Origin of the sequence: Leclercia sp. Marseille-Q4284 (assembly GCF_916618945.1) — a bacterium.
Taxonomy (GTDB): Bacteria; Pseudomonadota; Gammaproteobacteria; order Enterobacterales; family Enterobacteriaceae; genus Enterobacter; species Enterobacter tamurae.
In genome coordinates this window covers 906209-932185 of record NZ_CAKAKG010000001.1, presented here as the reverse complement: position 1 = coordinate 932185, position 25977 = coordinate 906209, and the positions used below count along the sequence as shown (strand labels likewise).

General features: G+C 57.9%; 22 protein-coding genes. 8 read left to right on the top strand and 14 right to left on the bottom strand.

The window, feature by feature from the left end; genetic code table 11:
* Nucleotides 1–11: 11 nt before the first annotated feature.
* The 3 genes from yeiB to LG383_RS04240 all read right to left on the bottom strand — a co-directional run bounded on the left by yeiB (nt 12) and on the right by LG383_RS04240 (nt 3106).
* Nucleotides 12–1169, bottom strand: a complete 1158-nt coding sequence (gene yeiB / locus LG383_RS04250) for a DUF418 domain-containing protein YeiB (RefSeq protein ID WP_225758398.1) — start codon at nt 1167–1169, stop codon at nt 12–14.
* A gap of 17 nt (nt 1170–1186) precedes the next feature.
* Nucleotides 1187–1855 (bottom strand): GTP cyclohydrolase I FolE, encoded by a 669-nt coding sequence (folE, locus tag LG383_RS04245; protein ID WP_106995351.1) that lies wholly within the window; start codon nt 1853–1855, stop codon nt 1187–1189.
* A gap of 117 nt (nt 1856–1972) precedes the next feature.
* Nucleotides 1973–3106, bottom strand: a complete 1134-nt coding sequence (locus LG383_RS04240) for a YbfB/YjiJ family MFS transporter (RefSeq protein ID WP_106995352.1) — start codon at nt 3104–3106, stop codon at nt 1973–1975.
* 141 nt (nt 3107–3247) lie between these two features.
* On the opposite strand from LG383_RS04240, the gene fghA reads away from it, so the two are divergent.
* The gene (gene fghA, locus LG383_RS04235) at nt 3248–4084 is read left to right on the top strand and encodes an S-formylglutathione hydrolase (RefSeq protein WP_225758397.1); all 837 of its coding nucleotides are present in this window, start codon (nt 3248–3250) and stop codon (nt 4082–4084) included.
* 93 nt (nt 4085–4177) lie between these two features.
* Here fghA and cirA read toward each other — a convergent pair whose 3' ends face one another.
* From cirA to yieE, 3 genes are all read right to left on the bottom strand, one after another.
* Nucleotides 4178–6148 carry a catecholate siderophore receptor CirA gene (gene cirA, locus LG383_RS04230; RefSeq protein ID WP_225758396.1) on the bottom strand — a complete coding sequence of 657 codons (1971 nt, stop codon included), beginning with the start codon at nt 6146–6148 and terminating at the stop codon, nt 4178–4180.
* Nucleotides 6149–6337: 189 nt separating this feature from the next.
* On the bottom strand, nt 6338–7807 hold the full coding sequence (locus tag LG383_RS04225; protein ID WP_225758395.1) for an amino acid permease: 1470 nt from the start codon (nt 7805–7807) through the stop codon (nt 6338–6340).
* Nucleotides 7808–7985: 178 nt separating this feature from the next.
* A complete protein-coding gene (yieE, locus tag LG383_RS04220; RefSeq protein WP_106995356.1) occupies nt 7986–8855 on the bottom strand; it encodes a DNA-binding transcriptional regulator YeiE in 870 nt (289 codons plus the stop codon).
* Nucleotides 8856–8977: 122 nt separating this feature from the next.
* Here yieE and LG383_RS04215 point away from each other — a divergent pair, with 122 nt between their 5' ends.
* The 3 genes from LG383_RS04215 to LG383_RS04205 all read left to right on the top strand — a co-directional run bounded on the left by LG383_RS04215 (nt 8978) and on the right by LG383_RS04205 (nt 12026).
* Nucleotides 8978–10024 (top strand): YeiH family protein, encoded by a 1047-nt coding sequence (locus tag LG383_RS04215; RefSeq protein ID WP_225758394.1) that lies wholly within the window; start codon nt 8978–8980, stop codon nt 10022–10024.
* A gap of 65 nt (nt 10025–10089) precedes the next feature.
* The gene (gene nfo, locus LG383_RS04210; protein ID WP_106995358.1) at nt 10090–10947 is read left to right on the top strand and encodes a deoxyribonuclease IV; all 858 of its coding nucleotides are present in this window, start codon (nt 10090–10092) and stop codon (nt 10945–10947) included.
* A gap of 2 nt (nt 10948–10949) precedes the next feature.
* The gene (locus tag LG383_RS04205) at nt 10950–12026 is read left to right on the top strand and encodes a sugar kinase (RefSeq protein WP_225759504.1); all 1077 of its coding nucleotides are present in this window, start codon (nt 10950–10952) and stop codon (nt 12024–12026) included.
* Nucleotides 12027–12060: 34 nt separating this feature from the next.
* On the opposite strand, the gene LG383_RS04200 is transcribed toward LG383_RS04205, so the two are convergent.
* The 6 genes from LG383_RS04200 to fruB form a co-directional block, all read right to left on the bottom strand.
* The gene (locus LG383_RS04200) at nt 12061–13317 is read right to left on the bottom strand and encodes a NupC/NupG family nucleoside CNT transporter (RefSeq protein ID WP_106995359.1); all 1257 of its coding nucleotides are present in this window, start codon (nt 13315–13317) and stop codon (nt 12061–12063) included.
* 89 nt (nt 13318–13406) lie between these two features.
* Nucleotides 13407–14342, bottom strand: coding sequence for a pseudouridine-5'-phosphate glycosidase (locus tag LG383_RS04195; protein WP_225758393.1), 936 nt, complete (start codon nt 14340–14342; stop codon nt 13407–13409).
* On the bottom strand, nt 14335–15270 hold the full coding sequence (locus tag LG383_RS04190; protein ID WP_225758392.1) for a pseudouridine kinase: 936 nt from the start codon (nt 15268–15270) through the stop codon (nt 14335–14337). Before LG383_RS04190 ends, LG383_RS04195 begins: the two co-directional genes overlap by 8 nt.
* A 278-nt stretch (nt 15271–15548) precedes the next feature.
* A complete protein-coding gene (gene fruA, locus LG383_RS04185; protein WP_225758391.1) occupies nt 15549–17246 on the bottom strand; it encodes a PTS fructose transporter subunit IIBC in 1698 nt (565 codons plus the stop codon).
* Nucleotides 17247–17262: 16 nt separating this feature from the next.
* Nucleotides 17263–18201, bottom strand: coding sequence for a 1-phosphofructokinase (gene fruK / locus LG383_RS04180; protein ID WP_039031046.1), 939 nt, complete (start codon nt 18199–18201; stop codon nt 17263–17265).
* The gene (fruB, locus tag LG383_RS04175; protein WP_166183003.1) at nt 18201–19331 is read right to left on the bottom strand and encodes a fused PTS fructose transporter subunit IIA/HPr protein; all 1131 of its coding nucleotides are present in this window, start codon (nt 19329–19331) and stop codon (nt 18201–18203) included. The genes fruK and fruB overlap by 1 nt, the downstream gene beginning before the upstream one ends.
* Before the next feature lie 357 nt (nt 19332–19688).
* Between fruB and setB the strand changes: the two genes are divergently transcribed.
* Nucleotides 19689–20870, top strand: coding sequence for a sugar efflux transporter SetB (gene setB, locus LG383_RS04170; RefSeq protein WP_166183004.1), 1182 nt, complete (start codon nt 19689–19691; stop codon nt 20868–20870).
* Here the strand turns inward: setB and LG383_RS04165 are convergent.
* Nucleotides 20867–21121, bottom strand: a complete 255-nt coding sequence (locus tag LG383_RS04165; RefSeq protein ID WP_166183005.1) for a YkgJ family cysteine cluster protein — start codon at nt 21119–21121, stop codon at nt 20867–20869. The two genes, setB and LG383_RS04165, sit on opposite strands and share 4 nt — an antisense overlap.
* Nucleotides 21122–21284: 163 nt before the next feature.
* Here LG383_RS04165 and yeiP point away from each other — a divergent pair, with 163 nt between their 5' ends.
* Nucleotides 21285–21857: an elongation factor P-like protein YeiP gene (yeiP, locus tag LG383_RS04160; RefSeq protein WP_014884579.1), complete on the top strand. Its 573-nt coding sequence runs from the start codon at nt 21285–21287 to the stop codon at nt 21855–21857.
* A gap of 126 nt (nt 21858–21983) precedes the next feature.
* Here the strand turns inward: yeiP and uxuA are convergent, their stop codons facing one another.
* On the bottom strand, nt 21984–23174 hold the full coding sequence (gene uxuA / locus LG383_RS04155) for a mannonate dehydratase (protein WP_106995366.1): 1191 nt from the start codon (nt 23172–23174) through the stop codon (nt 21984–21986).
* Between the two features lie 205 nt (nt 23175–23379).
* Between uxuA and LG383_RS04150 the strand changes: the two genes are divergently transcribed.
* Entirely contained in the window at nt 23380–24846 is a 1467-nt protein-coding gene (locus tag LG383_RS04150) for a mannitol dehydrogenase family protein (protein ID WP_225758390.1), read from the top strand.
* Nucleotides 24847–24967: 121 nt separating this feature from the next.
* Nucleotides 24968–25954: a GTP-binding protein gene (locus LG383_RS04145; RefSeq protein ID WP_106995368.1), complete on the top strand. Its 987-nt coding sequence runs from the start codon at nt 24968–24970 to the stop codon at nt 25952–25954.
* Nucleotides 25955–25977: the final 23 nt, after the last annotated feature.

The following is a 25977-nucleotide window of genomic DNA, read 5'->3' as shown; positions in this document are numbered from 1 at the left end:
GATCCAGATCGTTATCCGGATGTATTACTTAATGAAACACCTGCAGCACGTGCGGTTAATTGCCGCCATAGCCATTCCAGCGGCCCCTGACGGAAATAACGCAGCCAGAAAACAGAGAAAAGGATATTTACCAGCCATATTGGCAGGACGAAACCCATTAGCTGCAGGCGATCAAACTGCATAAACAGGCCGAGGTGATAGAACAAGGTGGTGCAGATCAGCGTCTGTAAAAGGTAGTTGCTGAGCGCCATGCGTCCGACGCAGGCCACCGCGATCACCAGACGGTAACGGCAGAGCTGCGGCCAGAAGCCATAGATGAGTGCGGCATAGCCTATCGTCTGCAACGGCGCGCTCAGTTCACGCGGTGCCTGTAATAAAAATGCGCACCAGCGGTAATCCCAGTGCAGATACCACTGGGCGATCACCGCCGGAAGATTAATCGCCAGCCCGGCCAGCACCAGCCAGATCCCGGTTCGCCGGTAATGACGCAGGCTAAACTCGCCTTTCAGCCAGCCGGTACGCATCAGCGCGGCGCCGATCAGCATCATCCCTGCCAGCTGCCAGCCGTACTGCGCCCCGAGCGCCAGCAGGCTGTTGCCAATCATATCGGCCCGGTTGCTGATGGCCTCCATTCCGCCGCCCAGCTTCCAGTACTGCTCGTACTGCAGGTTGGCCGCATCCGGCACCCAGGAACGGTTGGTGGAGCCGCCAGAGATCACCCCCAGCAGCAGCAGGATAGCCACGCCGATAAGGAACAGCACCACGCCGGTATTGAAGAGATTTTTGATATCGTGCGCATCGCGGATGATGCGCCAGCAGATCAGCCCCACCAGCCCGTAGGCCAGCAGAATGTCGCCGTCCCAGAACAGCAGGCCATGAATAAATCCGAGCAGTACCAGCAGCGAAAGCCGGGCCTGGATCCAGCGTTTACCGCGCTTCAGCAGCAGCTGAAGGCCGGCCCCGAACAGCAAGGCAAACAGAGTGAGGAATTTGACCTGGGCGAAGAGATCCAGCACCGCCCATGTCCAGGCGTCGCTGAGGGTAATATCGCCATACCAGGCGGGATTGAGATAAGCGGCTTTCGGCAGACCGAAGCCGCTGATATTGAGCAGCAGAATACCCAGAATAGCGACGCCACGAACGAAATCCAGCGTGACATTTCTTTCCATCTATTCTGCCCTGATGATCAGTCGTGGTGACGCACGGCGCGCAGGAACTCCTGACGGGTGTTCTGGCTGGATTTAAACAGGCCGCCCAGCGAGGTGGTCGTGGTAGCGCTGGTCGCATCGCGAATACCGCGCGCTTTCACGCAGTAATGCACCGCGTCAATGGAAACCGCCACGTTGTTAGTGCCAAGCAGCGTCTGCAGCGCGATCAGGATCTGCTGGGTTAAACGCTCCTGCACCTGCGGACGCTGGGCAAAGAACTGCACGATGCGGTTAATTTTCGACAGACCAATGACTGCATCTTTCGGAATATAGGCCACGGTCGCTTTGCCGTCGATGGTCACAAAGTGGTGTTCACAGGTGCTGGTCAGGGTGATATCACGCACCGTTACCATCTCATCCACCTTCATTTTGTTTTCAATGACGGTGATTTTTGGGAAATTGGCGTAATCCAGGCCGGAGAAAATCTCATCGACATACATTTTGGCGATGCGACGCGGGGTCTCCATCAGACTGTCATCGCTCAAATCGAGATTCAGCAGCTGCATGATTTCGGTCATATGGCCGGAAATAAGACGTTTACGTGTTTCGTTGTCCAGATCCTGAACCGGTGGACGCAACGGGGTTTCAAGGCCGTGCGCAACCAGTGCTTCGTGGACGAGAGCTGCTTCTTTACTCATTGATGACATTCTTTTCTCCTGCAGGTGTGGCGCGCTTCTGCCCTACATGGGGCAAAATGTGCAGTCATTGTGCGCGAGGCGGCGAGCATAATCCAGTATTCACCGCGATAATTATTGCAATTGCCGTTACCTTTCAACCTGACGCTGCCAGACCAGCCCGCCCGCCACGAAAAGGGCGATACCCGCAAGGCCCAGAGCGGGCTCCAGCTGGTGGGTGAGCCAGCTCGACAACGCCGAGGTCATCGGGCCAATCAGCTGCCCGATGGCATAGCCAGTGGTGAGTAATCCGGCCATGTAACGCGTATGATTCGGTGCCAGTTCACGCCCGTAAAGCAGCGAGAGCTGTACCGCACATAAAAATCCGCCGCCCACCAGCAATGCACCGGTCACCAGACCGGCCATCCCCGGCAACAGCCAGGCAGCAATCACCCCCACCGCCTGCAGCCAGAGCACCAGCGCCAGTCTGCGATTCGTGGTGGAGAGATGGCGCAGAGCGATACTCAGGGCAATGCCCAGCACCGAAGCCACGCCGAAAACCGGCCAGACAAACTGGGCAAACGCGCTGCCAGGAAAGCGCAGCGCCGCCATCTGCGACAGAAAGGTCGCCGGGAGAATATAGCCAAACCCGGCCAGACTGTAGCTCCAGACCAGACGACGCAGATCCCGGGTCAGCGCCAGCGGCTCCGGCGTGGTACCCGGGCGGTGCAGCTGTCCGGCACGCGGCAGATAGCGAGCCACCACGGCGATCAGCACCAGTGCCAGCACGCCGTAGATTTGCCATGCCGCGCTGGCCGACAACCCCTGGGCCTGGATCCACACCGCCAGCAGACCGCTTATCGTGATGCCTGCCCCCGGCCCGGCGAAGACCGCGGCACTGAGGCCTGGCTTACCGAAATGGGCCAGCCGATCGTTGGTCCAGGCGGCGATCAGTACCATCGACCAGCCACTCATGCAGCCAATGACAAACCGCAGCAGCCCGTGGACCACAGCGTTATCGGCGACGGCCGAGAGCAGGGTCAGCGCCACCGCGCCAACAATCCCCAGCCACAGACGGCCTTCGACAAACCGGTGCGCGCGCATGGCATCCCATGCTCCCACCAGATAGCCGAGGTAGTTCATGGCCGCCACCAGCCCGGCGCTGGTCAGGGTCAGTTGCCCTGCCGCAATCATCAGCGGCACCTGGGGTGTAAAGGCGAAACGCCCTATTCCCATCGCCACCACCAGAACCACAAAACCGCTGAGCGCGATACGCAGCGCCATGACCACTCCAGATGTTAAAGTTTCGTAAATTCATGATGCAGGATATGTCGTTAATGCGGAAGTGAAAGTTACTCACTCGTTATTGAATTATCTGTATTATGACCTTCATCTCTTTATACAACCTTCCTGAAGGAGCCCTGCATGGAACTGCTCGAAGAGCACCACTGTTTTGAAGGTCGACAGCAGCGCTGGCGTCATGACTCGGCGGTGCTGAACTGCGCCATGACGTTCAGCATTTTTCTGCCACCAACTAACGGTGCCGCAAAACCGCCGGTACTCTACTGGCTCTCCGGCCTGACCTGCAACGATGAGAACTTCACTACCAAAGCGGGCGCCCAGCGCGTGGCAGCGGAACTGGGGATCGCTCTGGTGATGCCGGATACCAGCCCGCGCGGTGACGAGGTGGCAGACGATGCCGGTTACGATCTTGGCAAAGGTGCCGGGTTCTACCTCAACGCCACTCAGGCGCCCTGGGCGAATCATTACCGGATGTACGATTACCTGCGCGATGAGCTGCCGGCGCTGATCCAGGCGGAGTTTGCGGTATCCGATCGCTGTGCCATCAGCGGCCACTCAATGGGCGGCCACGGTGCGCTGGTGATGGCGCTGAAAAACCCGGGTAAATATGTCAGCGTGTCGGCCTTTGCGCCGATCGTGAATCCGGCCCAGGTGCCGTGGGGGCAAAAAGCGTTCAGCCATTATCTGGGTGAGGACGCAGCGACCTGGCAGGAATGGGACAGCTGCGCGCTGATGCTGGCCAGCCAGCCGGAACAGGCGATCCCGACGCTTATCGATCAGGGTGATGCCGATCAGTTCCTGGCGAGCCAGTTACAACCGGCGGTGCTGGCGGAAGCCGCGCGCCAGAAGGCCTGGCCGCTGACGCTACGCATCCAGACCGGCTACGATCACAGCTACTACTTTATTGCGTCGTTTATTGAAGATCATCTGCGCTTCCATGCGCAGCAGTTGTTGAAGTAAGTGCAGCCTGATGCCCGGTGGCGCTTCGCTTACCGGGCCTACAAGTGCCCTATGTAGGCCGGGCAAGCGCAGCGCCGCCCGGCGATCCCACCATCAGAACTGGTAATCCACCGCCATAAAGTAACGGCGTCCTTCTTCGGTGTAGCTGTAGTCGTCGCGGCTGAGATCTTTATCCAGCAGGTTCATGACCCCCGCACGCAGCTTGACGTTTTTGGTTGCCTGCCATGCGCCACCGGTATTCCACACCACGTAGCCGCCCGGCGTTGCATCCCCATCGGTAACGGTGCGTTTCTCACCGGTGTAATTGCCCTGCACGTAGAAGGACCACGCCTGGGTTGCCTGCCAGTCAAGCGTGCCGTTCGCGGTATGGAAAGGCATGTCGGAGAGCGGCTTGTTGTCGCCGTTGCTGATATCACGCCCGTCGTTGTAGGTGTAATTCAGCGTCATGCGCCAGTCTTCGGCAATCGGGAATTTCACCTCCGTCTCCAGGCCGCGGATACGCGCCTTATTGACGTTGTAGTAACGGAACACCGGTTCGCCGTCGGCGTTCAGGCCGACGTAGTTCGGGTAGCCCTGCGCCTGATTAACGTTCGCGGTACGCAGAATGCTGATGCGATCATCAACGTCGTTCTGGAAAGCGGTAATGCTACCCTGCACGCCCTCTAACCAGCCCTCTTCCCCGTTGTAGTAGAGACCCAACTCGATGCTTTCGCTGGTTTCCGGCTTCAGATCCGGGCTACCGACAATTTCACAGGCACCGCGGCAGGAGCCGGTGGTCCAGTCGGGACTCAGTTGCAGCAGGGATGGCGCTTTGAATGCCGTTGCCCAGCCGCCTTTTACCGTCAGGGTGTCGGTGGCGTTGTAGACCAGATAAGCACGCGGGCTCCAGTGGTCGCCGTAGGTTTCGTGATCGTCCATACGCACGCCGGTGGTCAGCGCCAGCGGCTCGAAGATCCGCCATTCGTCTTCCAGGAACAGCGCATACTGGCTGGCAGAGGTGTTACTGCTGCTACCGCCGGTGATGTTAACCGGATCTTTCAGCTTGTCATGACGCCATTCCCCACCAAAGGTCAGGAGCTGGTTAATCTCTCCCAGCGGCAGAACGTATTTGCCGTCAATAGAGTTGCTTTCGGAAGTGATTGGGTTGCTGTTGCCCGGATTTTTGTTATCGACCTTCTCGCCGTAGAATTTCAGCTCGCTGTTGCCCAGGCCCCAGCGGCCGTTGTGGCTCAGGGAGTAGTTCTGGCGCTCAAGGCGGTTCTGATCCAGCGAGTCGGAATCGCGGTCCTGACGGTCAAAGCCGTAGCCGGCGGTGAAATCGTGGTTCTCGTTCGGGGTCCAGGCAAATTCCACGTTGGCATCGCGGCTGGTGAAGCCCTCGATACGCGGGGTTTCCCCGGTGGCGCTGGTTGTTGAATCCTGAGGATCGTCTTTATCGCGTTTTGACAGGCTACCAAAGGCTTTCAGCCCGAGGACGCCATCCACCAGCGGACCGCTGGTATAGAACTGGCCACCGTAGGTGTCACCGCGATCGCGATGCTCCTGAATGGTGGTGTCGGCGGTGAGGGTGCCGGTCCATTTCTGGCCGATCTTTTTGGTGATGATGTTGACCACACCGCCCAGGGCATCGGAGCCATAGAGGGAGGACATCGGCCCGCGCACCACTTCGATACGCTCGATAGCATCAACCGGAACCCAGTTAAGGTCGAAGTCGTTATGGCGGAAAACGGCGTTGCGCGAGTTGACGCGTTTCCCGTCAACCAGGATCAGCGTATAGCTGCTGTCCAGACCGCGAATACTGACACCCTTACGGTTGTCCCCTTCGTCAGTTAATTGCACGCCCGGAACGTCCCGTAACACATCTTTCAGGTTCTGCACTGGCTTACGCTGCAGATCCTGCTGGGTAATGACGCTGATACTGGCCGGGGCATCCTTCAGGTTTTGCTCGTTGGCCGAAGCGGTCACCACCATCGTGTCGCCAGATTCCGCCGCAACAACCGGCAGGGTCAGGGACAGAGCAGACGCACACAGCCCTCCCCGAACGAAGGGATTCAACCTAAACATTTACTATCTCCATGAGGTAAACACAGCAAAATCAAATATGTACTGCTCACAACTGCTTTTTATTAATTCGATAATGATAAGGCAAACGATAACTATTATCAATTCAATTGTTAAAAGTTATGTCAAGATGGCATACTGTGGAGATAAAAAAACCCGCTCGGATGAGCGGGTTTAAAAGAGGCGTTGCGTTTATTTTTTGAAGCTATTCGGGAAGTCCATTTCGCTATAGCTGACAAACTTTGATCCCTTCGTCAGCTTGTAGCCAAACCAGATGATCAGGAACAGCGGGATACCAATATAGGTCGCTGCCACGCCGCCCCAGTCGATGGTGTCAGCCAGGAAGGCTTCGTAGTTCTGACCGAGGGTAATGATCAGACAGAGCACAAAGGCGAAGATCGGACCCAGCGGGAAGAACCCGGAACGGTACGGCAGATTATTAATGTCATAACCCTGCTTCACGTAGCCGCGACGGAAACGGTAGTGGCTGATGGCGATACCCAGCCAGGCGATAAAGCCCGTCATCCCGGAGGTGTTCAGCAGCCACAGGTAGACCGTCTGGTTGCCGAACATCGAGGTCAGGAAGCACAGGCAGGCAATCACGGTGGTGGCATACAGCGCGTTACGCGGCACGCCGCCCCGGGAGAGCTTCGCGAAGATACGCGGCGCTTTGCCGTCACAGGCCAGGGAGTAGAGCATACGGGTAGAGGCGTACATCCCGGAGTTACCCGCCGACAGCACCGCCGTCAGGATCACCGCGTTCATTACCGCCGCCGCAGAGAGCAGACCGGCATGCTGGAACACCAGCGTGAACGGGCTGACGCTGATGTCTTTTACGTCGTTACGCAGCAGGCTCGGATCGGTATACGGAATGATCAGGCTGATAATTAGGATGGCAAACACATAGAACAGCAGGATACGCCAGAAGACCTGCCGCACCGCGCGCGGAATGTTCTTCTCCGGGTTTTCGGATTCACCGGCGGCAATACCGATAAGTTCCGTGCCCTGGAAGGAGAAGCCGACGATCATCGCCACGCCAATCATCGCCGAGAAGCCCCCGGCAAACGGCGCATCGCCAATCCCCCAGTTGCTCCAGCCCGCCGGTTCGGTGCCTTTGAAGATGCCAACAATCATCGCCACGCCTACGATGATAAAGATGATTACCGTGGCGACTTTGATCAGCGAGAACCAGTATTCCGCTTCGCCAAAACCGCGCACAGAGATGTAGTTCAGCAGGAAGATCACCCCGAGGAAGAGCGCACTCCAGATCCAGCCCGGCGTATCCGGGAACCACCATGTCATCACCAGCTGCGATGCCACCAGATCCACGGCGATGGTGACCGCCCAGTTGTACCAGTAGTTCCAGCCCAGCGCGAAGCCGAAGCCTTCTTCCACGTATTTCTGACCGTAGGTAGAGAAAGAACCGGATACCGGCATGTACGCCGCCAGTTCACCCAGGCTGGTCATCAGGAAGTAGACCATCAAACCGATCAGGATATAGGAAAAGAGCGCGCCGCCCGGGCCCGCTGCAGAAATGGTCGCACCAGAGGCGACAAAAAGACCTGTACCAATAGAACCGCCAATGGCAATCATCGTCAGGTGACGCGCCTTGAGTTCGCGACGTAGCGCGGGCGCTTCTGTGGTTTTAGTTTCGGAAACCATATGAAAATGCTGTCCATTCAAAAAATGAGGCGCGATTGTAGCAGACGATCGCCAGCTCTTCCGGCACAAATGCCCTGTTATAAGAGAGCTTCATGACCGGGCCAGGATTATAAGTAAAGCAGAGAATAGTATTGGTGCGCGGAATAGATCCCGGCGGACAAAACGCCGCCGGGCGGGCTTACATTTCGCAGTAACGCAGAAAACGCTGCAGGGAGTTAGAGAGGTGCTTCTGGCGGTGATGGATGCGCCACAGGGTGCGCACCAGCTTGTTCGGCAGCGGAACGGGGATCTCCACCAGCGTGCCGCTCTCCAGCTGTTCGGCAATCACCCGGCGCGACAGGCAGCTGATGCCCAGACCGTGGCGTACCGCATGTTTGATGGCTTCCGAATTGCCCAGCTCCATGCCCATATGGAACTGTGGCAGGTGCGACAGCAGCAGATAATCGACGATCTCCCGCGTGCCTGACCCCTGCTCGCGCAAAATCCACGGTGCCTGCGCCAGCCGCTCCAGGGTTACCTCCTGCTGTAATAAAGAAGAGGCCGGCGAGGCGAAGACCACCAGCTCATCCTCCAGCCAGGGATCCGCAATGATGTCGGCGTTGTGGCACGGCCCTTCGATCAGGCCGATATCCACCCGAAAATCGATCACCGCGTTGATCACGTCCTGGCTGTTGCCAACGCTCATTTCCAGCGGCAAACCCGGGAAATCGCGGCGGTAGCGGGCAATCACCTCCGGCAGGATGTAGTTGCCGATGGTGCTGCTAGCATAGACGCGGATGGCGCCATTGTCTTCACGAAACAGTTGTTCGATCTCGACGGTCTGCTCCAGCAGCGCCAGCGCGCGGGGATAGAGCAGTCGCCCGTGCTCGTTCACCACCAGCCGCTTCCCTACCCTGTCAAAGAGCTGAACGCCCAGCTGACCTTCCAGATCGGTCAGCGCGGCGCTGACCGCAGACTGGGACAGGGCCAACATCTGAGAAGCCTGGGTAGTCGACCCGCTTTTCAGCACTTCGGCAAAGACCTCAAGCTGGCGTAACGTAATGTGCATAGTCACCATCCGGAACGGTAAGCACACTGCTTACCACTTATAGAGATTAATTATAAATATATAATCAATTTTATTTTTAAACCAGCGCGCCGTAACCTTTAGCCAGAGAAAAGGAGAAGGCTATGACAACACTCACCCTACAGCATCATCATTCAGTCCGGCGCTACATTCCTGGCCTGGCGCTGAGCGCGCTGGTCACCGGTGTGGCCTTATGGGGCGGCAGTATTTCGGCGGTGGCCGGGGCGGGATTCAGTGCCCTGACGCTGGCCATCCTGCTGGGTATGGTCGTCGGGAATACGGTCTATCCGCACATCTACAAACCCTGTGATAGCGGCGTGATCTTCGCCAAACAGCACCTGCTGCGCCTCGGGATCATCCTGTACGGTTTTCGCCTGACCTTCGCGCAGATTGCTGACGTGGGCGTCAGCGGGATCGCCATCGACGTGTTAACCCTGACCAGTACCTTCCTGCTGGCCTGCTTTATCGGCCAGAAGGTGTTCGGGCTCGACAAACAGACCAGCTGGTTGATTGGCGCCGGGAGCAGCATTTGTGGCGCCGCAGCGGTGCTGGCGACCGAGCCGGTGGTAAAGGCCGAGGCCAGTAAGGTGACGGTTGCCGTGGCGACAGTGGTGATCTTCGGTACCCTGGCGATCTTCCTCTATCCGGCGATGTATCCGCTGGTGGCGCACTGGTTTAGCCCGGAAACCTACGGGATTTATATCGGCTCGACGATGCATGAGGTGGCCCAGGTGGTGGCAGCGGGTCACGCCATCAGCCCGGAAGCAGAGAATGCGGCGGTGATCGCCAAAATGCTGCGGGTGATGATGCTGGCCCCCTTCCTGCTGATTCTGGCGGCGCGCGTGAAGCAGCTTGCTCCAGCGGGCAACGGCGAGAAGAGCAAAATCACCATTCCGTGGTTTGCGATCCTGTTTATTGTGGTGGCGGTGTTTAACTCGTTCCATCTGCTGCCAAAAGCGGTAGTGGATATGCTGGTGACGCTGGATACGGTACTGCTGGCGATGGCGATGGCGGCGCTGGGTTTGACCACTCACGTCAGCGCCCTGAAAAAGGCCGGAGCCAAACCGCTGCTGATGGCGCTGGTGCTCTTCGTCTGGCTGATTGTCGGCGGGGGTGCCATTAACCTGGCGGTACACAGCCTGCTGGCATAAACCACTTCATCCTTCTCCTGTTAACCCGCTATCATAAGCGTTTGCGGGTTAACAGGAGTCCCTGTATGAAATATGTTGGAGCGCACGTCAGCGCTGCTGGCGGTCTGGCAAATGCCGCCATTCGTGCCGCCGAAATTGAGGCGACCGCTTTCGCCCTGTTCACCAAAAATCAGCGCCAGTGGCGCGCCGCGCCGTTAACCACTCAGGTAATTGATGAGTTCAAAGCGGCCTGCGAAAAATACCATTTCACCTCCGGTCAGATCCTGCCCCACGACAGCTTCCTGATTAACCTCGGTCACCCGGAACAGGAGGCGCTGGATAAATCCCGCGCGGCTTTCCTCGATGAAGTACAGCGCTGCGAGCAGCTTGGCCTGACGCTGCTGAACTTCCACCCGGGCAGCCATCTGTCGCAGATCGACGAAGATGCCTGTCTGGCGCGGATCGCCGAGTCGATCAATATTGTGCTGGAACAGACTCAAGGGGTGACGGCAGTAATTGAAAATACCGCCGGACAGGGCAGCAACCTCGGGTTCCGCTTTGAGCATCTGGCGGCCATCATCGACGGCGTGGAAGATAAAACCCGCGTCGGTGTCTGCATTGATACCTGCCACGCCTTTGCCGCCGGTTACGACCTGCGCAGCAGTGAAGAGTGTGCAAAAACCTTCGCGGAATTTGAACGCATTGTGGGCTTTAAATACCTGCGCGGCATGCACCTCAACGATGCGAAAAGCACCTTTGGCAGCCGCGTTGACCGCCACCATAGCCTCGGTGAAGGCAATATCGGCCACGACGCGTTCCGCTTTATCATGCAGGACCCGCGTTTCGACGGTATTCCGCTGGTGCTGGAAACCATTAACCCGGATATCTGGGCGGAAGAGATCGCCTGGCTGAAAGCACAGCAGCACGCTGAGGCCACCGCATAATGATGAACGAAAGGGAAAAGCAGATCCTGAAGATCCTGCGGCGCAACCCTCTTATTCAGCAGCATGAAATCGCCCAGATTCTGGATATCAGCCGCTCGCGCGTGGCCGCGCACATTATGGATTTGATGCGCAAAGGAGCAATCAAGGGCAAGGGCTATATCCTCACCGAACAGGATTATTGCGTGGCGCTTGGCGCGATCAATATGGATATTCGCGGCGTGGCCGACATTCGCTTCCCTGAACCCTCCTCCCATCCGGGGGCGATTCAGTGCGCGGCAGGTGGCGTGGCGCGAAATATTGCCCATAACCTGGCGCTGCTGGGCCGCGAGGTACACCTGATCTCCGCGGTCGGCAGTGATTTTTATGGCGAAACCCTGCTGGAGCAAACCCGGCTGGCAGGCGTTAACGTTCAGAGCACGATCCGCCTGCACGGGCAAAGCACGGCAACTTATCTGTCGATTGCTAACCCGCAGGACGACACCGTGCTGGCCATCAACGACACGCACATCCTGCAGGAGCTGACGCCGCAGTTGCTGAACCAGTCGCGCGAGCTGCTGGCCCATGCCGGGGTGGTGCTGGCCGACTGTAATCTCACGGCAGAATCTCTGGAGTGGGTCTTTACCCTCGCCGGAGATGTTCCGGTGTTTGTCGACACGGTTTCAGAATTTAAAGCCGACAGAATCAAGCCCTGGCTGTCGCGCATCCATACCCTCAAGCCGACGCTGAAAGAGCTGCAGATTCTGGCGGAGTGCGACGATCGTCATGCCGCGCTGACCGCCCTGCATGAGAAAGGGGTGCAGCGGATTGTGGTGTGTCTGGAAGATGATTCGGTGCTGTGCAGTGAGCAAGGCGCGGAGCCGTTCCTGCTGACCCCTCCTGAGCACCCTGTGGTCGACCGTTTTGGTGCCGATGATGCCTTTATGGCAGGTCTGATTTACGGTTTCCTCGACGGGAGCGATTTTGCTGATGCGGCGCGGTTTGCCCTCGCCTGCGCGGCGCTTTCCCGCGCCAGTGAAAGCATTAACAATCCGACCCTGTCAGTGGATAACGCCTGGTCCCTGCTGAACAATCCGCAGTAAAAAAGCCGGGTAGTGTCGCTACCCGGCCTGAGTGTCACGAGCCCGCTAAACCGATAAAGAACCCGGCGATGGTGGCGCTCATCAGGTTAGAGAGCGTTGCCGCCACCAGCGCCCGCACGCCAAGCTGGGCGATCTCAGGGGCGCGCTGGGGCGATACTGCCGAAAAGGCCCCCACCACTACTCCGATCGAGCCGAAGTTGGCGAAACCGCACAACGCGAACGAGATAATGGCGATGGTTTTTACGTCCAGCTGACCGGCGGTTTGCAGATACGGCGAGAAGTTGAGATAGGCGACGAACTCGTTAATCGCCAGCTTCTGGCCAATCAGGCTGCCCGCCAGAGTCGCATCCTGCCATTCGACACCCATGATCCACGCCAGCGGTGCCAGGGCGTAGCCAAACAGCCCTTCGAGGCTCAGACTTTCGATGCCAAACCAACCGCCGATGCCGCCCAGCATACCGTTCAGCAGGGCAATGATCGCCACAAACGCCATTACCACCGTCGCGACCCCGGCAGCGATTTTCAGCCCGGTCATCGCCCCGGTGGCTGCGGCTTCGATAATGCTTTTTGGCGGCGTCTCGCTGAAGGAAAGATTCTCAAAGGTGACCTGCGACTCCTCGGTGGCCGGACTCAGCAGGCGGGCAAACAAGATCCCGCCCGGGATCGCCATCAGCGAGGCGGCCAGCAGATAGTCAATCGGCACTCCCATCCCCGCGTAGCCAATCAGCATCGACCCGGCAATCGACGCCATCCCGCTACAAATGGCGGTAAACAACTCGTTGCGGTTTAGCTTATCGACAAAGGGTTTCACGATCGCCGGGATCTCGTTCTGCCCGAGGAAGATGGTGGTCACCGCGACAAAGGATTCAATTTTGCTGATGCGCAGCGCTTTCTGGAAAATACCGCCCAGCACGCGGATCAGCAGCCCCATCACCCCGATGTAGTACAGCAGGCTGATCAGCGCGGTGACAAAGATAATGGCGGGCAGCACCCGGAAGGCAAACACGAACCCGGCCCCGTCAAAGAGAGTGTCCATCTTTGGCCCGACCAGCGCCCCAAAGATAAAGGCGCTGCCGGCATCGCTGTAGGACATGACCTTACTCACCCCGATAGCAGCTTGTTCGACCAGCCATTTGCCGGGTGGGAAATAGAGCATGATGCCGCCGATCGCCACCTGCAATACGAATGCGGCGCCGACGGTGCGCAGGCTGATACGGCGTTTGTTCACCGACAGGAGGAAGGCTATCGCCAACAGTACCGCCATACCCAGCAGACTTCTCATTACGTCCATAATGATTTCCTTACCTGAAAACCCGGCGACAGGCCGGGTATCCGTGATTCCACTGCGAAGACAGGCGACGGCAAACTGCCTGTGAAGGGTTACGCCATACGCTGATAAGCCTTCGCGATATCGCAGGCCAGACGGGCATTGTTAAAGACCAGCTGGATATTTGATTTCAGGCTGTCGCCGCCGGTCAGTTCCGCCACACGGGCCAGCAGGAACGGGGTGCTGGCTTTGCCGGTCACGCCCTGCTCTTCCGCTTCCCTTACCGCCTGGTCGATAGCCGCATTGATAGTCTCTTCCGCCATCGCAAACTGCTCGGGAATGGGATTGGCAATCACCAGGCCGCCGTTGAGACCGGTCTGCCATTTCACCGCCATTGCCCGGGCGATGGCCTCGGCGCTGTCGAGACGGATGCTGACCTCAAACGGGCTGGAGCGGCAGAAAAAGGCTGGCAGGGACTGCGTCTGGTAGCCAATCAGCGGCACGCCATTGGTCTCTAAGTATTCGGTGGTTAAGCCGAGATCGAGAATCGATTTCGCCCCGGCGCAAACTACGGCGACGTTGGTTTTCGCCAGCTCCTGTAAATCAGCGGAAATATCAAAGGTGTGCTCTGCGCCACGGTGAACGCCGCCGATCCCGCCGGTGGCAAAGATCTTAATCCCGGCCATCGCGGCAATGATCATGGTAGAGGCCACCGTAGTGGCGCCGTTGATGCCTGCAGCCACCACAAAAGGAAGATCCCGGCGGCTGACTTTGGTCACCGCATGGCCTTCGCGGCCTAATAATTCAATCTCCTCTTTACTCAGCCCAACTTTCATTACGCCACCAATAATGGCAATGGTGGCCGGAATAACCCCCTGCTGGCGGATGGCATCTTCGACTTCCAGCGCCGTCTGGGCATTTTGCGGGAAAGGCATGCCGTGAGAAATAATGGTGGATTCAAGCGCCACAATTGGTTTGTTATTATTTAAAGCGTCCTGAACCTCAGGAGAAATTTGCAGGAACTCAGCAGGAAGTTTTAATTCAGACATGTTCTCTCTCCATTAATGCGTTAACGTTTTCAGACGATAAATCAGGGTTATTGGTATATACGGAAGCCAGCGCCAGCGAAGAGCAGCCCTGGGCAAAACGAACGGAATATTTAAATGTGGCGCCTGCCAGCCAGCAAAAAGCGAGCCCGGCCATCATTGCATCCCCCGCGCCGGTGACGTTGACTACCTGAGTTTTAAACGGCGCTGACCAGCCGCTTTCACCCGCGTTCTCACTGTAATAAACGCCGTCACCGCCCATACTCAGCACCAGCCGGAACAGGCCATGCTGGTGAAACCAGGCCGCCACTTTCGGCGCGTCCGCCGCGCAGGAGAGCGGGATGCCGCTCAGGGTTTCTGCCTCCAGCCGGTTGGGTTTCAGGGTGTGGATATGGCTCAGCCAGTCGCTAATTTTGCTGCACTTCCAGGCCGAGACCGGATCGACGAACACCGGCGTCTGGCCTGCATTCTCAAAGATCCATGCGAGGGCTGACTCGCTGAGATTGCAGTCCACCACTACCGCTTTTGCGGCACGGATAAACGCCAGATGATGGGCCAGATAGTGCGGATTGATGTGGTCAGAAATCGCCATATCGTTGATGGCAACCAGCATCTCCCCGGTATTGTCGAGTAACGATAAATAGCTGGAGGTGCCTTCTCCGGGAATAACCTGGCACTTATCGATCTGCACCCCGGCGGCCTGGGTTTGTGACAGCAGCGACTGACCGTAAAAATCGTCGCCTACCGCGGAAAGGAGCCAGACATTTTTACCCAGTAGCGCCAGATTTTGCGCAATATTGCGGCCTACGCCCCCGGGTGTGAATTTTATTTTTCCTGGATTAGAGTCGGCGTAATTGAGGGAATCATGTGAATATCCCGCCACGTCCATATTTGCAGAACCAATAACAACAATATAATCCTTTTCACGCATAGAACATCCTCTGGCACGCTGGCCATCGCAATGACAATTAAGCGATTCGGTAACATTAAAAGTTATTAGAGCATATGTTTACATGCGAACACGTGTTCATATTATGCGTAAGAAGGGGGAAGTAAAGGGAATGAAATACGGATCGTTAAACGATCATGAACAGAATCACAATTATTTGTAGAGACAGTATTCAGCTCTACAAAAGAATGCGACCCGTTGCACGTTTAAAGGCAATAAAAAAAGGCAGAGTTTCCTCTGCCTTTTATCTTTCTGCGTAATTATGCTGCTTTCGCGGCCACCACTTCAGCTTCCGGGCGTTTCAACACCGCGTAAGAGAGACCTGCTACCAGCGTACCGGCGATAATCGCGAACAGGTAACCCAGCACCGGGGTAATCGCACCCGGGATCAGCAGAACAAACAGACCGCCATGCGGCGCCATCAGTTTTGCGCCAACCGCCATGGAGATGGCACCGGTCACGGCACCGCCGACGATACAGCACGGCAGAACGCGCATCGGGTCACGGGCAGCAAACGGGATAGCCCCTTCGGTGATAAAGCACAGGCCCAGAACCAGCGCTGCTTTACCGCCTTCCTGCTGCGCCTTGTCGAACTTACGACGGGCAATGATAGTCGCCAGGCCCAGCGCCAGCGGTGGCACCATACCTGCCGCCATAATCGCCGCCATCGGAGCATAGGTCTGGGTACTCAGCAGGCCAACGCCGAACGCGTATGCTGCTTTGTTCACCGGACCACCCATATCGGTACACATCATGGCGCCAAGGATCGCACCCAGCAGGACCGCATTGGCGGTGCCCATGGTCTGCAGCCAGTGGGTCAGGCCTTCAAGGATACCCGCGACCGGCTTACCGATCAGGTAGATCATCGCCAGACCAACAACCAGGCTGGAGAACAGCGGAATGATCAGAATCGGTTTCAGCGCCTCCATGCTCTGCGGCAGTTTCAGCTTCGAGCTGATCAGCTTCGCCACGTAGCCTGCGAGGAAGCCCGCGATGATCCCGCCGATAAAGCCAGAGCCAGTGCTCACGGCCAGCATACCGCCGATCAGACCCGGGGTCAGACCCGGACGGTCAGCAATGGAGAATGCAATGTAACCTGCCAGCACCGGCACCATCAGCGCGAACGCCGAGCCGCCACCAATCTGCATCAGCGCCGCCGCCAGGGTACCTGGCTCTTTGAAGGCTTCGATACCAAAGGCGAAGGAGAGCGCGATACAGAGACCGCCCGCTACCACCATCGGCAGCATGTAGGAGACGCCCGTCAGCAGGTGACGATAGGCCCCGGCGGACTCTTTCTTGCCTTCAGAGGCCGAAGAGGCGGTGTTACCTGAAGGCTGGAACAGTTTGGCTTCCGCCTGCGCTTTATCCAGCTCCTGAGCCGTTTTCTTCAGCGCCAGACCGGTGGAGGTGCGGTACATCGGCTTACCGGCAAACTTCGCCAGATCCACTTCGATATCCGCGGCCACGATCACCAGGTCCGCTGCCGCCACCTCTTCCGGAGTGATGGCATTGCCTGCGCCCACTGAACCACGGGTTTCAACTTTTACCCACCAGCCACGTTTTTTGGCTTCGGTTTCAATGGCTTCTGCGGCCATAAAGGTGTGCGCGACGCCGGTCGGGCAGGCGGTAACCGCCACTACGCGTTTCGGACCGCTGGAAACAGCCGTTGCCGTTTCCGCAGCGACAGGGGCGGTATACAGCGCCGCATGGCCTTTCGCTTCGCTCAGGAACAGTTCCGGGTGGGCGACGGCGCGATTGATATCGCCCAGCCACACTTTTTTGCCGTTCAGCGAGCTGTCGGCCGGGATCTTGTCGCCCAGGACGATAACCAGTTCGGCATCGCCCGGGTTGTCGATGAAATCAAGGTGTGCTTTATGTCCCGCCGAACCCAGCAAGGTTTTCGCCATATAGGCGCGCGCCTGTCCGAGTGCAGAGTCAATAATCAGCAGCGTTTTCATTATGCCTCTCCTGCTGTCAGTTAAAAGGTTTCAAGTCAACGCGCGCCATCATCGCGGCTAACTGGGTACGATCGGTGATCCCGACATTGCTCTGGCTGACGGCCAGGGCAGCAACGGCGGTGGCAAGACGTAACGTATGTTCACTGGATTCACGCATCAACAGGCCGTAAATCAACCCGCCCACCATCGAATCGCCGGCACCCACGGTGCTGACCACTTCCATCGACGGCGGTTTGGCGATCCACTCGCCGGACGCGTTAACCCACAGCGCGCCCTCGGCACCCAGGGAGATCACCACATGAGCGATACCCTGCTCACGTAAGGCATGGGCGGCTTCAATCACGTCTTTTAATTCTGGCAGCTTACGGCCGGCCCAGATCTCAAGTTCGCGACGATTCGGTTTCACCAGCCACGGCGCGGCTTTCAGACCGGCCACCAGCGCATCGCGGCTGCTGTCAAAGATGATGCACGGACACTGGCTGCGCAGGCGCGTCATCCAGTCGGTGAACGCTTCCGGGCTGACGCCGGACGGCAGGCTGCCGCTGACGCAGACCATGTCGAACTGGCCCAGCCAGGTGAGGGAGTCATTAACGAAACGCTCCCAGTCGGCCTGGGTGACTTCGAAACCGGAGAAGTTCAGGTCGGTCACTTCGCCATCTTTCTCGGTCATTTTCACGTTGATACGGGTACGGCCCTGCACCACCTGAAAACGGTTGGCGATCCCCAGCTCGCTGAACAGCTGCTGGAAACCATCCTGGTTATCTTTGCCAAGGAATCCGCCGACGGTGACGTCGATCCCGAGATCCTTCAGCACTTTCGCAACGTTAATCCCTTTACCTGCCGCGTGCAGGCCAGTAGTACGCACGAGGTTCACTTCGCCGCGTTCAATTTCCGGGCAAAAGCCCACGAGGTCGTAAGCCGGGTTCAGCGTAATGGTGGCAACACGTCTGCTCATTATGCGCCCTCCCCCAGACCGGCCGCGATGGCCTCGCCAATCGCTTTCAGCGCCTGTTCAGCATCCGCACCCTGCGCGGTGAAACGCAGGCGATGGCCTTTCTTCACGCCCAGCGCGACAACCTTCATCAGGCTGCGGCCGTTGGCCGGCTTCCCGCTGCCGTCGAGGTTGGTAACGGTAACGTCGCTGTTGAACTGCTTAATGGTGTTGACCAGCATGGTGCCCGGACGCGCGTGCAGACCATGTTCGTTACGCACTACAAACTCGGCGCTCAGCAGTTCATCGGTATTCACATCGTCGCTGGTCAGCAGCGCCAGCAGAGTTGCGGCATCCGCTTTCAGCAGTTGTTCAGCTTTTTTGTTCAGCAGGAGGTCGCTCAGGCGCTTCAGCACCTCAACCGGCTGGTCATCAGCCATCGCCACGGTAACCAGCATAGCGGCACTTTCACCGGCAGTATCGAACGGCGTGGCCGCACGGCTGACGGCGATAGCGCTGCGCAGGTTGCCTTCAGCACAGTCGTTCAGCCAGACGCCCTGACCGAGGTTCAGCGGCTTATCGTTAATAGCGTGAGCCACGAAGGCGGTATCCACCGCACCGGCCTCTTTCAGGCGACCGGCGTTGAGCGCCTGCAGGGTCACCAGATCAGATGCCACTACGTCGAGGGTCAGCATGTCGTTATCCAGCTTCAGGGCTTCGCTCTGTTTTTCACCCATCAGCAAGGCGCGCAGCTCTTCAGCGGTGGTAGCGGATTTCAGCTGTTCAGCCACCGAGTCATCGCTCAGGACGTGAGTCAGCTGACGCAGCAGGCCGAGGTGTTCATCGCTGCTGGCGGCAATCCCGATGGCGACATAGGCCACCTGGCCTTCGCCCCAGAGCACGCCCTGCGGGAACTGATAAACCTGAACGCCGGTTTTCAGCACCTGATCGCGGGTATCGGTGGTGCCGTGTGGAATGGCGATGCCATTGCCAAGGAAGGTTGAGGTCTGTTGTTCACGAGCGAGCATGCCGTCAACGTAGCCGTTGGCGACGTTGCCCGCCTGCACCAGCGCGGCGGCGATCTGCCGGATAGCCTCTTCTTTAGTACCGGCCTGTTCGCCGGGATGAATGTCCTGTACGGATAACTGGAACATGGTTCTCCACTCCTGCTGAAATTGAATCGTTTCAGCTTAAATGTGAAAAAAGGCGCCAATCCGTTTAGGTTAGGTAAACCAATTAGCGCTGAAACGTTTCAAGAAGTCTTGCGCTTTACGCGTTACCTTGCAAGTAATGGCTGATTTCAGCATGCAAAATTTAGAGTTACAGCACATTTTTGCTTCAGATTCACGCTTCCGACACCGAGTCACCGCTCGGTTTCAGCAACTTCAGCAAGCGCAGCGACAGGATGAAATACCTTTTTGATTTTTTGTGGGGTAAGGGGTGTGGATATCTGTCTATTTTCTGACAAGCGGCGTACACTCCGCCTCTCTTCATATCACTGATACAGAAACATGCACACGACCCCCGCCGCTGCCTCTCCGAAGTCATTTGATTTGACCTCATCGGCATTTCTCATTGTTGCCTTTCTCACCGGGATTGCCGGGGCGTTACAAACCCCTACCCTGAGCCTGTTCCTCACCAACGAGGTGCATGTCCGTCCGGCCATGGTCGGCTTCTTCTTTACCGGGAGTGCCATCATCGGCATCCTGGTCAGCCAGTTTCTGGCCGGACGTTCGGACAAGAAAGGCGACCGCAAATCGCTGATCGTCTTTTGCTGCCTGATGGGCGTTTTCGCCTGCCTGCTGTTTGCCTGGAACCGTAACTATTTCGTGCTGCTGTTTGTCGGCGTGTTTCTCAGCAGCTTTGGCTCTACCGCTAACCCGCAGCTGTTCGCCTTAGCCCGGGAGCATGCCGACCATACCGGCCGCGAGGCGGTGATGTTCAGCTCGATCCTGCGTGCCCAGGTGTCACTGGCATGGGTGGTCGGGCCGCCGCTGGCTTACGCCCTGGCAATGGGATTTGGTTTCACGGCGATGTATCTCAGCGCCGCGGTGGCGTTTGTGGTCTGTGGGGCGATGGTGTGGTTTTTCCTGCCGACGATGCGCAAAGAGCCGAAGCTGGCCACCGGGGTGCTGGAATCCCCCCGCCGCAACCGTCGCGACGCCCTGCTGCTGTTTACGGTTTGCACTTTAATGTGGGGCACCAACAGCCTGTACATCATCAATATGCCGCTGTTTATTATTAATGAGCTGCATCTGTCCGAGAAGCTGGCCGGGGTGATGATGGGCACGGCCGCCGGGCTGGAGATCCCAACGATGCTGATTGCAGGCTACTACGCTAAACGCTTCGGTAAGCGCTTCCTGATGCGCGTTGCCGCCGTTGCGGGCCTGCTGTTTTACGTCGGGATGCTGAGCGCCCACTCGCCGGTGGTGCTGCTGGGATTACAGCTGCTGAATGCCATCTATATTGGCATTCTCGCCGGGATCGGCATGCTCTACTTCCAGGATCTGATGCCGGGCCAGGCGGGTGCCGCCACGACGCTCTACACCAATACCACCCGCGTGGGCTGGATTATTGCCGGCTCGGTGGCCGGGGTAGTGGCCGAGATCTGGAGCTATCATGCGGTGTTCTGGATTGCGCTGGGGATGTGCATCCTCACCACGCTCTGCCTGACGCGCATTAAAGATATTTAAGGCGCGGTGAGCGCCTCGAGTTCGAGCAGCCAGGTCATGGCCTGCCCGCGCGAGGTGCTGCACATCTCAGGCGACGGCTGGAGCCCGGCACAGACTTTCGGCCGCAAGCTCGAGCCGAAAATTTTGCAGCGCTGCTGCGCGTCCAGCTGGACGCAGGGGGTGTTAGCAGGCTTGCCGTTGGGCATCCCGGGAATAGGACTTGAGATGGAGGGGGCGGTGCAACATGCTCCGCAGTCCGGACGGCAATCCATAAACGTACTTTACCTGAAAGAAAGCCGCTCCCGCGGGCGTGACGCGCACAGTAACACCTTTTGCGTATTGATAGCAAAAGCCACGAAATCCACTTGCCTGAAATGCCGCGCGCGAGTACTTTGACGCGATATTTTTGACCTTCCCGTGAACAGGATTATTGCAATGCCAAGAGCGAACGAAATTAAGAAAGGTATGGTGCTGAATTACAACGGCAAGCTGCTGATTGTGAAAGACATCGATATTCAGGCACCAAGCGCCCGTGGCGCAGCAACGCTGTACAAAATGCGTTTTGCTGATGTGCGTACCGGTCTGAAAGTTGAAGAGCGTTTCAAAGGCGACGATATCGTGGATACCGTTACCCTGACCCGTCGCTATGTCGATTTCTCCTACGTTGACGGCAACGAATACGTATTTATGGATAAAGAAGATTACACCCCGTACATCTTCACCAAAGATCAGATTGAAGAAGAGCTGCTGTTTATCCCGGAAGGCGGAATGCCGGATATGCAGGTTCTGACCTGGGATGGCGTGCTGCTGGCACTGGAACTGCCGCAGACCGTCGATCTGGAGATCGTGGAAACCGCACCAGGCATCAAAGGTGCTTCCGCTTCCGCACGTAACAAACCAGCAACCCTGACTACCGGTCTGGTGGTGCAGGTGCCGGAATACCTCTCCGCAGGCGAGAAGATCCGCATCCATATCGAAGAAAAACGCTATATGGGTCGTGCTGACTAACAGAGTGCTGTTTGCGCCGGGTGGCGGCTTCGCCTTACCCGGCCTACAAAAGCAGGCATAAAAAAACCGGCTCATTGGCCGGTTTTTTGTAGGCCGGGTAAGCGCAGCGCCACCCGGCAATACCTCTTACAGCAGCTCAGGATATTTGGTCATCTTCAGCGCCAGCTCCACGCCGCGCACCTCGGCCATCCCTTTCAGACGCCCAATCGCCGAGTAACCCGGGTTGGTTTTCTTACGCAGATCGTCCAGCATCTGGTGCCCGTGATCCGGACGGAATGGAATAGGACGCAGATCGCCTGCCTGCTTACGGCGCTGCTCCTCACGCAGAATCGCATCGACTACCGCCACCATGTTCACGTCGCCGCCAAGGTGCGCCGCTTCGTGGAAGGTTTTCGGGTTATCTTCCCGGCAGGTGGCCCGCAGGTGGGTGAAGTGGATCCGGTCGCCAAAGGTTTCAATCATCTGCACCAGGTCATTATCGGCACGCACGCCGTAGGAGCCGGTACACATGGTGAAGCCGTTGTTGATGCTGTCCACCGTCTCTTTCAGCCACTGCATGTCCTCAATAGTGGAGACAATACGCGGCAGGCCGAGGATCGGACGCGGAGGATCGTCCGGGTGGATCGCCAGACGTACGCCCGCCTCTTCCGCCACCGGCACGATGGCGCGCAGGAAGACGGCCATGTTTTCCCGCAGCTGGGCTTTGTCGATGTTGCCATACTCCGCCAGACGCGCGCGGAACTGGTCGAGGGTGTAGCCCTCTTCCGCACCCGGCAGGCCGGCGATGATGTTACGGGTCAGTTTTTCAATATCGGCATCGCTGGCATTGTCGAACCACACCTGAGCCTGCTGCTGCTCTTCGGCGGTGTAATCTGCCGCTGCGCCGTCACGCTTCAGGATGTGCAGCTCGAAGGCGGCAAAGGCGATCTGGTCAAAACGCAGCGCTTTTGAGCCGTCCGGCAGTTCATATTCCAGGTCGGTACGCGTCCAGTCGAGGATCGGCATAAAGTTGTAGCACACGGTATCAATCCCGCAGGCCGCCAGGTTGCGGATGCTCTGCTGGTAGTTGGCAATCCAGGTCTGGTAGTCGCCGGAGTGGGTTTTGATCTCTTCGTGAACCGGGATACTTTCCACCACCGACCAGGTCAGCCCTTTCTCTGCCAGCAGCGCCTGACGCGCTTTAATCTCTTCCACTGGCCATACCTGACCGTTGGGAATATGGTGCAGTGCGGTGACGACGCCCGTTGCGCCAGCCTGACGCACATCATCAAGAGAAACCGGGTCTTTCGGCCCGTACCAACGCCAGGTTTGTTCCATTGATTCACCCTCTAAAGTTGTTATACCAATATTATCTACCGAGATGACGACTACCATACATGCCTGACCAGGCAGGTCAATGTGTCTCGCTATATTGATTGATCCATCTCACAGTTCCCGGATAATTACGGCTCACCAATTCAATTTGCTGTCATATAACTTTACACTGGCATTGTTAATTAATGGTTAATCAGGTGTTTATTTCATGAAGACAGTTGCCTCCACCGCGCTACCCGCTCACGTGTTACAGCCGCAGTACGATCGCCAGGCATTACGCTCCCGTATCGTCCATTTCGGCTTTGGTGCCTTTCATCGCGCGCATCAGGCGCTCCTGACCGATCGGGTGCTCAACGCCAACGGCGGCGACTGGGGGATATGTGAGATTAGCCTGTTTAGCGGCGATACGCTGATGAGCCAGCTGCGCGCGCAGGATCACCTGTTTACGGTGCTGGAAAAAGGCGCTGAGGGTAATCAGCCGATTATCGTCGGGGCGGTTCATGAATGCCTGAACGCTAAGCTTGATTCGCTGGCGGCCATTATCGAGAAATTTTGCGAGCCGCAGGTGGCGATTGTCTCGCTGACTATCACCGAAAAGGGTTACTGCATCGATCCGGCCACCGGCAAGCTCGATACCCGCAATGAACGAATTATTCACGATCTTGACCATCCCGATGCGCCGCACTCCGCGCCGGGGATCCTCGTCGAAGCCCTGCATCGCCGTCGCGAGCGCGGTCTGACCCCGTTCAGCGTGCTCTCCTGCGATAACATCCCTGATAACGGCCACGTGGTGAAAAACGCGGTGCTGGGGATGGCCCATAAGCGTTCTCCAGAGCTGGCAGAGTGGATCGCCGCCAACGTCAGCTTCCCGGGCACCATGGTGGACAGGATCGTACCCGCCGCCACCGACGACTCGCTGGCCGAAATCGCCCGTGAAGTGGGGGTTGAAGATCCGTGCGCTATCAGCTGTGAGCCCTTTATCCAGTGGGTGATCGAGGACAATTTCGTCGCCGGTCGTCCGGAGTGGGAAGTGGCTGGCGTGCAGATGGTGCAGGACGTCCTGCCGTGGGAGCAGATGAAGCTGCGCATGCTCAACGGCAGCCATTCGTTCCTGGCTTATCTCGGCTATCTGGCCGGTTTTGCCCATATCAACGACTGCATGGCGGACAGCGCCCTGCGTGACGCCGCCCGTCGCCTGATGCTTGAAGAACAGGCTCCGACGCTGCGCATTACCGGGGTGGATTTGACCGCCTACGCCGACAGCCTGATTGACCGCTTCGCCAATCCGGCGCTGCAGCACCGCACCTGGCAGATTGCGATGGACGGTAGCCAGAAGCTGCCGCAGCGGATGCTGGAGAGTATTCGTCTCCACCGCCAGCGCGATACCGCCTGGCCGCTGCTGGCCCTCGGGGTTGCGGGCTGGATGCGTTACGTCAGTGGCGTGGATGATGCGGGTAATGCCATTGATGTCCGCGATCCGCTGAGCGATAAAATTCGCGCCATTGTTGAGACCAGCAGCGAAGAGGAGCGCGTCACCGCCCTGCTGGCGCTGAGTGAAATCTTTGGCACCGACCTGCCGCAGGATCCGCAGTTCGTGGATGCCGTTACCGCGGCTTACCAGCGCATCCGCCAGTCGGGCGCCCGCCAGGCCATTATCGATACGCTCCAGGGTTAACCGGTGCGTTTCAGGCGAGCGGGACGTCTCCCGTTCGCCCTCCCCCTTCCCAGGGCTGTTTTTTTGCGGCAGGATTACTGATAATTGTTATAGCATTACATTTATCACCCCTGGAGCACCTGTGACTAAAACCAATCTCATTACTGGCTTTCTCGGCAGCGGGAAAACCACGTCGATACTGCACCTGCTGGCGAATAAAGATCCCGGTGAAAAATGGGCCGTGCTGGTCAATGAATTTGGCGAGATCGGCATTGATGGCGCCCTGCTGGCCGATAACGGGGCGCTGGTGAAGGAGATCCCGGGGGGATGTATGTGCTGCGTGAACGGCCTGCCGATGCAGGTGGGGCTGAACACCCTGCTGCGTCAGGGCAAGCCCGACCGGCTGCTGATTGAACCCACCGGGCTGGGCCATCCGAAGCAGATCCTCGACCTGCTGACCGCCCCGGTCTATGAGCCGTGGATCGATTTGCGCGCCACCCTGTGCCTGCTCGACCCGCGTCAGCTGCTGGACGAAAAATATGTCCAGAACGAGAATTTCCGCGATCAGCTTGCCGCTGCCGACATCATCATTGCCAATAAAGAGGATCGCGCCACCGCGGAAAGCCGTGCCGCGCTGGATATCTGGTGGCAGCACTTCGGCGGTGAACGTCAGCTCTCGCACACCACCCAGGGGAATATCGATAATGCCCTGCTTGACCTGCCGCGGCGTAATCTGCAGGCGTTGTCCGCCAGCGCTGCCCATGCCCACAGCCACGGCGAAAAACAGGGTCTGGCCGCGCTGAGCCTGCCTGCTCACCAGCGCTGGCGTCGCAGCCTGAACAGCGGCCAGGGGCATCAGGCCTGCGGCTGGGTATTCGATGCCGACACCTGCTTCGACACCATCGGTTTGCTGGAGTGGGTCCGGCTGGCACCGGTCGACCGCGTGAAGGGGGTGATGCGTATTCCCGAGGGGCTGTTACAGGTCAATCGCCAGGGGGCCGATTTTCACATCGAAACCCAGGGTGTCACGCCGCCGGATAGCCGAATAGAGTTAATTAGTGCGGTTAACACCGACTGGAACGCCCTACAGTCGAGCTTGTTGAAGCTTCGTTTAGGTTCGGGCGACTAACGTTGCCTGTTTTGACAGCTCAG

Bases quoted from the DNA above. Each gene is read 5' to 3' on its own strand.
- uxuA (WP_106995366.1), bottom strand. From the start codon at position 23,174: ATGGAACAAACCTGGCGTTGGTACGGGCCGAAAGACCCGGTTTCTCTT.
- fghA (WP_225758397.1), top strand. From the start codon at position 3,248: ATGGAACTGCTCGAAGAGCACCACTGTTTTGAAGGTCGACAGCAGCGC.
- nfo (WP_106995358.1), top strand. From the start codon at position 10,090: ATGAAATATGTTGGAGCGCACGTCAGCGCTGCTGGCGGTCTGGCAAAT.
- LG383_RS04200 (WP_106995359.1), bottom strand. From the start codon at position 13,317: ATGGACGTAATGAGAAGTCTGCTGGGTATGGCGGTACTGTTGGCGATA.
- LG383_RS04205 (WP_225759504.1), top strand. From the start codon at position 10,950: ATGAACGAAAGGGAAAAGCAGATCCTGAAGATCCTGCGGCGCAACCCT.
- LG383_RS04165 (WP_166183005.1), bottom strand. From the start codon at position 21,121: ATGGATTGCCGTCCGGACTGCGGAGCATGTTGCACCGCCCCCTCCATC.
- yeiP (WP_014884579.1), top strand. From the start codon at position 21,285: ATGCCAAGAGCGAACGAAATTAAGAAAGGTATGGTGCTGAATTACAAC.
- LG383_RS04195 (WP_225758393.1), bottom strand. From the start codon at position 14,342: ATGTCTGAATTAAAACTTCCTGCTGAGTTCCTGCAAATTTCTCCTGAG.
- cirA (WP_225758396.1), bottom strand. From the start codon at position 6,148: ATGTTTAGGTTGAATCCCTTCGTTCGGGGAGGGCTGTGTGCGTCTGCT.
- fruA (WP_225758391.1), bottom strand. From the start codon at position 17,246: ATGAAAACGCTGCTGATTATTGACTCTGCACTCGGACAGGCGCGCGCC.
- LG383_RS04225 (WP_225758395.1), bottom strand. From the start codon at position 7,807: ATGGTTTCCGAAACTAAAACCACAGAAGCGCCCGCGCTACGTCGCGAA.
- LG383_RS04240 (WP_106995352.1), bottom strand. From the start codon at position 3,106: ATGGCGCTGCGTATCGCGCTCAGCGGTTTTGTGGTTCTGGTGGTGGCG.
- LG383_RS04150 (WP_225758390.1), top strand. From the start codon at position 23,380: ATGAAGACAGTTGCCTCCACCGCGCTACCCGCTCACGTGTTACAGCCG.
- yeiB (WP_225758398.1), bottom strand. From the start codon at position 1,169: ATGGAAAGAAATGTCACGCTGGATTTCGTTCGTGGCGTCGCTATTCTG.
- fruB (WP_166183003.1), bottom strand. From the start codon at position 19,331: ATGTTCCAGTTATCCGTACAGGACATTCATCCCGGCGAACAGGCCGGT.
- yieE (WP_106995356.1), bottom strand. From the start codon at position 8,855: ATGCACATTACGTTACGCCAGCTTGAGGTCTTTGCCGAAGTGCTGAAA.
- setB (WP_166183004.1), top strand. From the start codon at position 19,689: ATGCACACGACCCCCGCCGCTGCCTCTCCGAAGTCATTTGATTTGACC.
- fruK (WP_039031046.1), bottom strand. From the start codon at position 18,201: ATGAGCAGACGTGTTGCCACCATTACGCTGAACCCGGCTTACGACCTC.
- LG383_RS04190 (WP_225758392.1), bottom strand. From the start codon at position 15,270: ATGCGTGAAAAGGATTATATTGTTGTTATTGGTTCTGCAAATATGGAC.
- LG383_RS04215 (WP_225758394.1), top strand. From the start codon at position 8,978: ATGACAACACTCACCCTACAGCATCATCATTCAGTCCGGCGCTACATT.
- folE (WP_106995351.1), bottom strand. From the start codon at position 1,855: ATGTCATCAATGAGTAAAGAAGCAGCTCTCGTCCACGAAGCACTGGTT.